This window comes from Bacteroides sp. AF25-5LB (assembly GCF_003602965.1).
GTDB lineage: Bacteria > Bacteroidota > Bacteroidia > Bacteroidales > Bacteroidaceae > Bacteroides > Bacteroides uniformis.
Genome location: NZ_QTMC01000020.1, coordinates 81,144 through 87,399, shown reverse-complemented (window position 1 = coordinate 87,399; position 6,256 = coordinate 81,144). Strand labels below are relative to the sequence as shown.

The 6,256-nt window shown below is 44.2% G+C and carries 6 protein-coding genes and 1 pseudogene; all 7 read right to left on the bottom strand.

Annotated features, from left to right (window positions below):
- Positions 1-605, bottom strand: a pseudogene (locus tag DWY57_RS18100) (RHS repeat-associated core domain-containing protein); the annotation flags it as partial.
- A gap of 62 nt (positions 606-667) precedes the next feature.
- Entirely contained in the window at positions 668-1,198 is a 531-nt protein-coding gene (locus DWY57_RS18095) for a hypothetical protein (RefSeq protein ID WP_118931273.1), read from the bottom strand.
- Complete coding sequence (locus tag DWY57_RS18090) at positions 1,164-2,600, bottom strand: RHS repeat-associated core domain-containing protein (RefSeq protein ID WP_120164405.1); 1,437 nt, start codon at positions 2,598-2,600, stop codon at positions 1,164-1,166. Before DWY57_RS18090 ends, DWY57_RS18095 begins: the two co-directional genes overlap by 35 nt.
- Positions 2,601-2,686: 86 nt before the next feature.
- The gene (locus DWY57_RS18085) at positions 2,687-3,475 is read right to left on the bottom strand and encodes a hypothetical protein (protein WP_119962197.1); all 789 of its coding nucleotides are present in this window, start codon (positions 3,473-3,475) and stop codon (positions 2,687-2,689) included.
- On the bottom strand, positions 3,412-3,774 hold the full coding sequence (locus DWY57_RS20750; protein ID WP_133302463.1) for a hypothetical protein: 363 nt from the start codon (positions 3,772-3,774) through the stop codon (positions 3,412-3,414). The genes DWY57_RS18085 and DWY57_RS20750 overlap by 64 nt, the downstream gene beginning before the upstream one ends.
- A gap of 173 nt (positions 3,775-3,947) precedes the next feature.
- On the bottom strand, positions 3,948-4,340 hold the full coding sequence (locus DWY57_RS18080; RefSeq protein ID WP_117965026.1) for a DUF3997 domain-containing protein: 393 nt from the start codon (positions 4,338-4,340) through the stop codon (positions 3,948-3,950).
- A gap of 11 nt (positions 4,341-4,351) precedes the next feature.
- The coding region (locus DWY57_RS21435) for an RHS repeat-associated core domain-containing protein (RefSeq protein WP_243634723.1) at positions 4,352-6,256 on the bottom strand (1,905 nt) is incomplete at its 5' end.

The following is a 6,256-nucleotide window of genomic DNA, read 5'->3' as shown; positions in this document are numbered from 1 at the left end:
GTACTCACCGCATCCTCCACACAGCTCAACTGATTGCCGTTCAGGGTGAGAGTCAGGTTGTCTATCAGGCCGTAGGAGGTTGAAGAGAGTTGCCCGTAACGCTGCAATCCCTTGATATTGCCGTTCTTGTCATACCCCGTAACGTTCTCCGAGAAGCGGTTCGCATTCGTGCTGATACTTGCTGTCTCGCCATAGGTAGCGTTCAGTACTCTGTCAAGACCGTCATAAGTGAATTTGTAACCGCGGACTGTACTTTCGTTCCCGGACTTCCAGGTCATGCTGCTGATGCTGCCGTTGTACTTCGCAGTACCCACACCCGTGTTGTAGTATAAGTTCTGTGTGAAGCGTGTGCCGCTGATTCCCGTCAGCCAGCTACAAACATTGTAAGTGTACGACTGCTTGTTGGTGGCGGAACCGTGCAGCAACTTGGTGTACAATCGCCTGAATTTGTCGTAATCGCAGTCGTAGAGGGTTATCTTGCTGCCTCCCAATGTATGCTCCACCTTGCTCACCCTGTCAGCATAGTCGTAGCTGTAAGTGTATACTTCCTCTCTTGTAGTCTTTCCGGAAGCGGGAAGTAAATAAAAAACTATCCTAACATGCAAGATATAGTAATATCTGATGTTAGGATAGCAATTAAATAGATTATTTCAAGAATATAAAATACTTATTTATTTAAGATATACAAAACTCCAGTTTCGCAATCTGTATTAAGATAAACTCCATGATGAAATAACAAATAAATCAAATATTTTTCTTCTGGATATGACAAACCAACAGAAAGTACACCTTTCTCATTAAAAAGCAAAGAAATAAGATTTTCTACTTTTCCTTTATAAATTGAATCTATGTATGGCTGTGGAGTTACCATACAGTCCATTTCCTTTAGTGAACAAAATGTAATGCTGTCTATACCCAATGTCTGTTCTAATAAAATTGGAAAAAGTTCATATCGATATTTCTTATTAGCTACCCCATCATTCAGAAATAGGTACATATCTCCTTCTCTTGGAACTATCGAATATACACTATCTTTGTATTCTATATTCATTGCAACAAAAGGACTTTGCCAAGTAGAATCAACAAACATATCTTCATACCTCTCACTTGTTTTATGTACACACATTACAAATAAGAGATTAATACCCAACATAAGGATAATCTTATTCCAACAGTTTTTGGGGTATTTTCCTTCCACGATATTCCGTTCTTTTTGCATCTCCTGTTCTTTTTCTAATTTTATTCTCAGTATTAATAGCACGAATTTCTCTCATGGGTATTCCATTTCCTATATTTTCATAAGACATAATACCTTTATCTACATCCGACGAATGCTGTAACTCATGGCTTAAACCAATTCTTGGTGTCCGATGATTTCCATTAATATCCGTTTTAACATCAGGGTCATAATTTATAATGCTTCCTTGCGGAATGTCTTTTTTAGCTTTTTCTCTATCAAATCCTGAAGAATTAGACTTTCCTCGTTTAGTCCTTGTTATTGAATGAACATTCTTACTTTTCTCCAGTTCAATAATCATCTCACCAATTTCCTTATCATCCTTCTTAAGTTGCTGCAAATCTGCTTTCACGTCCTTTTGATACTTGGTATCAAATCCAAAAAACATTCTCACATTATCTATCAAGCCATTAGGATTAGGATTTACAACAATTGTATCTCCATTCACATCTATGTTATTTACCGGATTATTCGCCCCATACTGATACGGTGACATCGAATAATACTTCTCTGCAAACCTGTCATTCGTCGTAAACCTTCCCAACGCAGCATCATAATGTCTCGCCCCATAATCATACCAATTCAAACCCTTCTTATTGTCAAACTCCTTGCCGTTGTACTTATAAGGCTGAATACTGCCTGCACTTGCAAACACTCCTCCAAAAGGATAGTAATGGTTCGTTTCCTCTACCGTGCCGCTCTGGTTGATGACTACCCGGTTATTACCCTGATGGTCTTTCAAGTAATAGTGATACTTGCTGTCGCTCAAAGTAACATAGCCTTCTTCCGTCAGCAAAAGCTTCTGCACTCCGTTTTCATAGATCACATTTCCGCAGTAATCCGTCGTGGTGGTAGCGCTGCCTATCTTATGGACTGTTCTTAGCTTTGTGCCGTCAGCTCCATAAGTATAGGTAATTGTACTTCCGTCACTGAAGGTTACTGCATTCGGCAAATTTAAACAATTATACGATATTCCGGTGATTCCCTTGTTTAAATCTTTAGTTAAATTGCCGTTCGCATCGTAGGCGTACTCGTTCGCCTGCTTCACGCCGTCCTTGAACTCGAAGCCTCCACCGTAAGTGGAAGCCGTCACCGCATCATCCACACGGTTCAACCGATTACCGTTCAGGGTAAAGGTCAAGTTGTCTATCAAGCCGTAGGCAGAAGCTCCGGTCTGCCCATAACGTTGCAATCCCTTGATGTTGCCGTTCTTGTCATAGTTTGTAACGTTCTCGCTGAAACGGTTGGCATTCGTGCTGATGCCTGCCGTTTCCCCATAAATAGCATTCAGCAGACGGTCCAGACCGTCGTAGGTGAACTTATAGCCGCGGACGGTGCTTTCATTGCCTGCCTTCCAAGTCATGCTGCTGATGCTGCCGTTGTACTTCGCTACTCCGTTTCCGGTGTTATAATACAGATTCTGCGTGAACTTGCTTCCGCTGACCCCCGTCAGCCAGCCGCGGATGTTGTAAGTATAGGTCTGCTTGTTACGGCACTGCCATGCAGCGACTTCGACTGTAGACGGCCCAGGTCGTCATAGACATTGTTCACGAGCGTAACCTCTCCCAAAGCATCCAACTTGTGCTTCACCGTCAACAACCTGCCTGCATGGTCATAGGAGTATGTACGGACTTCCGTACGGGCAGCCTTGCCTTGGGCAGTATGAACATGGCGCAACCTGGTAGGCTGGCCGGTAAAGTTATAGGCCGTGTATTCCGTTTCCTTGCCTCCCAGGGAATTGGAACTTTGCCGTTGGACGGGCCGTGAACGGCGGTCATAATACACCACACTGTAAAGCTGTCCGGCGCCGTCCCCGGCCAAGCCCGTCACGCTGCCCGTAAGCATTCCCCGGGCATCGGATTTGGTGCCGTATCCGGAGGACTCCATGGAACTGTCGTAGGCATAGGCGGGGAAACCGTTCTTGCCAAGAAAGTCATAGTTGTCGTAGTAGTTCACTGTGAGCAGCCTGCTTCCCGAAAGTGCACGGACGGTTCCACCCACTTTCACGGCATATCCCTTATAGCTTCCGCTGCCCGTGAATTCCGCTTCCACCGCACTTCTGTCCACCGGCAGGGGCTCGGAGCAGAGGCCGGAAAGCACTGTACGGCCCAAAGCGTCGGGAATGGTGAAGCGCCATCTGCCTTGTCCCTTCAAGTTGCCGTCCTGCACGAAAATCAGACGGTCGGCCTTGTCGTAGACATAGCGCACGGCATCACATCCGGGCAGCTTCCTCCACACGCAGCGGTCGCGGCTGTCGTACTGATAGCAATAGGCCAGTGCATCCTTTCCTGTGAGATTCCCTCGTCCCGCAGGCGCGGGGGAAGGACGAAACGGAGATTGTCCCGGTTGTCGTAGACATAGTAGGTGTCGTGGTTGTCGCTTCCGATGACCCGGCGCTGCAATACCATACGTCCCAGCTTGTCGGTGAATAGGCAGGAAACGTTCCTGTCCTCGTCCGTGGTGCGCACAATGTAAAGATTGCCCGAAGAGCAGTTCCCTGATTTGGAAAGCGTGGCGTTCCTACCTGTCCCGTTCACTTTATAGGCTATGCGGTTCAATAAAGCTCCGCCCGGAACGTTCGTCAGGTATGAAATAAAATTCCCTGCTTATAGAGATGGGGCAATATAAGCAGGGAATCATTTGGCTTATCGAAGCAGGAGATTCTAATATTCAGAAGCAGCGGATGAAGAACATCCGCTGCGACAAAAAATCAGTACAAAGATAGCTCAATTGGTATTTGGTATTTTAATCTCATATCCAAATACTCTTGCCAACTCAAAGGTCCCAATACAACATCGTTTGTTTTTAAAATTATCCAATAGAATAAACTATCGTTTGTTCCATATTCATATTTTCTTTTGTATAAAGGTTCTTGAGGATATTTAGGCTTCTGTTTTGCAATAATATATTCATCGTTATAGATATAGTCAAGTACAGTTGCCGGTATTTCTCCACCATTGGAATTTTGACAAAGAATATCTTTTATATTCTCTCCTTCATCTCTATAAAAATATCCATTTCCTAAGTTCTTAATAGAATCAGAAATGCAACTTTGAATAAATAAACTACAAAGCAAATGTAGAACAATACATCCCTTTTTCATATCTCTTCATATTATTTTATCCAAGGTAAAAATGGTGTCAGTTTAGCACTTCCATAAATATTTATTTCATATGGTTGTCCCCTTCCTGCAACCCTATTTCCTATAATAGTTTCTATATTTCTTCCCCAATTCAATGGATTCCGACCATTGTGCATTTCAAAATCATATTTATCAGAAAAAGCTCTTACTGAATGATTCGGATATCGTTTTAAAGTAACGTTTCCGTATACTAATCCATCATTTAAGGAGCCACTATGCAACAATAAATTAAAACTTTTTATTTCTCTCACATATTTTTCTCCTAAAGAGTATATCCCTGATAAATCTATTTTTGCTAAAGATGTGAATAGAGGTTGTCCTTTCCCTTCCCTATACCATTTATTAGCTTCCTCCAAGGTCAAATATCCATCATAATCCGGTCTGTCTTTAAGACTTGTATAACTCTCCAAGTAGTTAGAGCGCGCTTCTTCATCTGCCAATCCATTATACCCTAAACTATGGCTTAGTGCCTCTTCATGAGACATGCCTTGTTTAAAGTTTGACTTGTTCATAATAATGGCCTCTCCTTGCAGACCTTCATCATCTGTACCAATCAACTTACCTTCTTCGTCATAAATCGGACTTATGGACATACCTGTCGGATCAATATAGCGTACGGAATTATTACTACAATATGCATACATCCCTATCGAATAATACTTCTCCGCCAGAGGGTCAACAGTCGTAAACCGTCCCAGTACCGCATCATAATGCCTTGCTCCATAGTCATACCAATTCAGTCCTTTCTTCGTGTCATATTCCTTGCCGTTATACTTATAAGGCTGGACATTCGTAGTACTTGCAAATACCCCTCCGAAGGGATAGTAATGGTTCGTTTCCTCTACAGTGCCTGACTGGTTGACAACTACCCGGTTGTTCCCCTGATGGTCTTTCAGATAGTAGTGATACTGCTGAGTTCCGGTCAGGTTGACATAGCCCTCTTCGGTAAGAAGCATCTTCTGCACTCCGTTTTCATAGACCACATTTCCGCAGTAATCGGTAGTGGTGGTAGCGCTGCCTATCTTATGGACTGTTCTTAGCTTTGTGCCGTCAGCTCCATAGGTATAGGTAATTGTACTTCCGTCACTGAAGGTTACTGCATTCGGCAAATTTAAACAATTATACGATATGTTGGTAATTCCCTTGTTTAAATCTTTAGTTAAATTCCCGTTAGCGTCGTAAGTGTATTCATTCGCCTGCTTCACGCCGTCCTTAAAACCAAAGCCGCCGTTGTAAGTGGAAACCGCTACCGCATCGTCCACGCGGTTCAACCGATTACCGTTCAGCGTAAAAGTCAGGTTGTCTATCAGGCCGTAGGCAGAAGCTCCGGTCTGCCCGTAACGTTGCAATCCCTTGATGTTACCGTTCTTGTCATAGCCCGTCACATTCTCGCTGAAACGGTTGGCATTCGTATTGATGCCTGCCGTTTCCCCATAAATAGCATTCAGCATCCTATCCAAACCGTCGTAGGTGAACTTATAGCCGCGGACGGTGCTTTCATTGCCTGCCTTCCAAGTCATGCTGCTGATGCTGCCGTTGTACTTCGCTACTCCGTTTCCGGTGTTATAATACAGATTCTGCGTGAACTTGCTTCCGCTGACCCCCGTCAGCCAGTTGCGGATGTTGTAAGCATAGGTCTGCTTGTTGACGGCACTGCCATGCAGCGACTTCGACTGTAGACGCCCCAGGTCGTCATAGACATTGTTCACGAGCGTAACCTCTCCCAAAGCATCCAGCTTGTGCTTCACCGTCAATAACCGGCCTGCATGGTCATAGGAATATGTACGGACCTCCGTACGGACAGCCTTGCCTTGGGCAGTATGAACATGGCGCAACCTGGTAGGCTGGCCGGTAAAGTTATAGGCCGTGTATTTCGT